This is a genomic window from Mesorhizobium sp. M7A.F.Ca.CA.004.04.2.1 (assembly GCF_004022825.1).
Lineage (GTDB): Bacteria > Pseudomonadota > Alphaproteobacteria > Rhizobiales > Rhizobiaceae > Mesorhizobium.
In genome coordinates, this window is record NZ_RZPH01001000.1 from 1 (window position 1) to 2155 (window position 2155).

Below are 2155 nucleotides of genomic sequence, written 5' to 3' on the forward strand. Positions count from 1 at the left end.
GCTGTGGCCGACCTCGCCGGCATATTGTGGGAAGCCGAGCGCCGGATAGGTGGCGCGCGCCACATAAGGGTAGAGCGTACCGATCAGGTAGAACATGGCACTGTCGACCATCGCCCGCTTGGCCGGCGCCTTCGGATAGAATTTCTCCAGCCCGTGCTTGTTGGCGAGATACTGCATGATGGCGCAGCTTTCCCACAACACGCCTCTAGGGAGGCCCTTGTCCTCGATCATCGGTGTCAAATGGGCGGGATTTCGCGCCATGAACTCCGGCGAACGGGTGTGGCCCCAGGCATCGGTCTCGGCATGGTCGAAACCGGCCGCGCGCGCAAACACCCGCACGGTCATGTTGTTGACGCTGGGCTTCAGCATGCTGAGCTTCAACGCCGGCTTCTTGGCCGGCTTGGCCTTGGGCGCGGCTTTTGCCGTCGCCTTCACCGCAGGCTTGGCGGCCGCCTTGGCTTCTGGCTTTGCCGCAGCTTTCGCGGCCGGCTTGGCGGCAGCTTTGGCCGCGGATTTCCCGGCAGTCTTCGTCGCTGTCTTGGCCATCTTGTTCCTCCCTCTGGTCTGTTCAGTATGGGTTCTTCGGCGCCCGATCGTCCGACAAGGTGGCGCGGGAACGTTCGACGAGCGCCTGGATCGCATCGGCGAGATGCACTTCGGCGATGTTGTAGTCGCCGCGCGCGACCCGCAGCCTGTGCGCTTCCATCAGCACATCGGCGTGGGTGAAGCCCGCTGGCGGTTCGAAGCGGTAGGACGCCAGTTCGATCAGCAGGCCGAGCGGATCCTCGAAATAGATCGAATCCATGAAACCGCGATCCTTGACGCCGCTGTGCTTGATGCCGCGCTCGTCAAGCCGGGAGACCGCCTGCAGGAAGGTGACGCGCGACACCGAAAAGGCGATGTGGTGGACACAGCCCGGATCGGTCGGCGTGCGCCGCTTCTCCGGTGTGCGGCTCTCGTCGGTGAAGATGGTGATCAGCCGGCCGTCGCCGGGATCGAAATAGAGATGGCTTTCCCTCGGCTTGTCGAGGTTGGGCTGTTCGAAGATGAACGGCATGCCGAGCACGCCTTCCCAGAAATCGATAGAGGTCTGGCGCCCGGCGCCGACCAGCGTGATGTGGTGGACGCCCTGAGATTGCAGCTTCTGCATTGGCCTTCCTCCCCACGGCATCAACTGGTCGGCGAATCTGCCCGGCATCCGGCGTTCTGTGCGCCGCTGGAACCGTGCCTCAGGATCCGTGACGTGATGCTAATGCAAACAGCCCCACGGCGCCAGAAGCGACGAACGCAGCGACGCAACGGATAAGCCGGATGATTGAGAGTGCGCCGTCCGCATTTCCGATGCCGGACATCGGAAGGGCGTACACGTTACGCTTTTGGAGGCTGAGGGTCGACGATCCGGCCGACGGCCGACCGAATTGAGGTACCGACTTACGAGCCGCTGCTGTTGACCGTAGTGCCGACGTTCGTGAAGATCCCGTTGAGCGAATTGCCAACCGCCCCGGCGCCGGTGATGATCGCGAGCGCGATAAGAGCCGCGATCAAGCCATACTCGATCGCGGTCGCGCCAGACTCGTCCCAAGCGAAACGGCAGGCTATTTTCTTCATGTCAACCTCCTACAGCTAATAAAGCGACAACTAATATATCGCCGTGAGTTGCGGGGGCGTTAAGGTTCTCGGTTTCGGGTCCGTTAACGTTTACCAGACGAATGAAATGAAGGCCTGAGTGGTTGGTGCCACTGGGATTTTCAAGGCTGCGGCTACCTGTGCAGATCTGGTTTCCCAAACGCCACAGTATCGAGGTCGTCGACTTCAGAACGAAATCGACGGCATCCTGCAAATTTGTCGAAAAACTTGGTACGCCCAAGGGGAATCGAACCCCTGTTCCCGCCGTGAGAGGGCGGTGTCCTGACCGCTAGACGATGGGCGCGTTCAAGAACCGGCGATATAGGCTGAGCGCTGGGAAAAAGCAACTGGGGTTAGGCCGCTTTCCCTTGCCGGGGAAAAGCCGGCCGTCAGCCTATCGTTTTGGTTCGATCAGATCCCAGAGATTCCCATGCAGATCGGCGAAAACCGCCACCGTGCCATAGGGCTCGAAGCGCGGTGCTTCGCGGAATTCGACGCCCTTCTCCAGCATCGCCGCATGGTCGCGGGC

3 protein-coding genes, 1 tRNA gene and 1 pseudogene are annotated in these 2155 nt (G+C 61.3%); all 5 read right to left on the reverse strand.

Going from position 1 to position 2155, the window contains the following annotated elements:
- A partial coding sequence (locus tag EN893_RS30355) for a glutathione S-transferase family protein (protein WP_164901251.1) occupies window positions 1–546 on the reverse strand: 546 nt, incomplete at its 3' end.
- Between the two features lie 22 nt (window positions 547–568).
- Entirely contained in the window at window positions 569–1150 is a 582-nt protein-coding gene (locus tag EN893_RS30360) for a VOC family protein (RefSeq protein WP_127268028.1), read from the reverse strand.
- Window positions 1151–1431: 281 nt separating this feature from the next.
- Window positions 1432–1608 carry a Flp family type IVb pilin gene (locus tag EN893_RS30365; protein WP_127268029.1) on the reverse strand — a complete coding sequence of 59 codons (177 nt, stop codon included), beginning with the start codon at window positions 1606–1608 and terminating at the stop codon, window positions 1432–1434.
- A 247-nt stretch (window positions 1609–1855) separates the two neighbouring features.
- Window positions 1856–1930 (reverse strand) — tRNA-Glu (locus EN893_RS30370).
- Window positions 1931–2020: 90 nt separating this feature from the next.
- Window positions 2021–2155, reverse strand: a pseudogene (locus tag EN893_RS39555) (VOC family protein); the annotation flags it as partial.

Coding starts and splice junctions, on each gene's coding strand:
- EN893_RS30360 (WP_127268028.1), bottom strand. CDS start 1,150: ATGCAGAAGCTGCAATCTCAGGGCGTCCACCACATCACGCTGGTCGGC.
- EN893_RS30365 (WP_127268029.1), bottom strand. CDS start 1,608: ATGAAGAAAATAGCCTGCCGTTTCGCTTGGGACGAGTCTGGCGCGACC.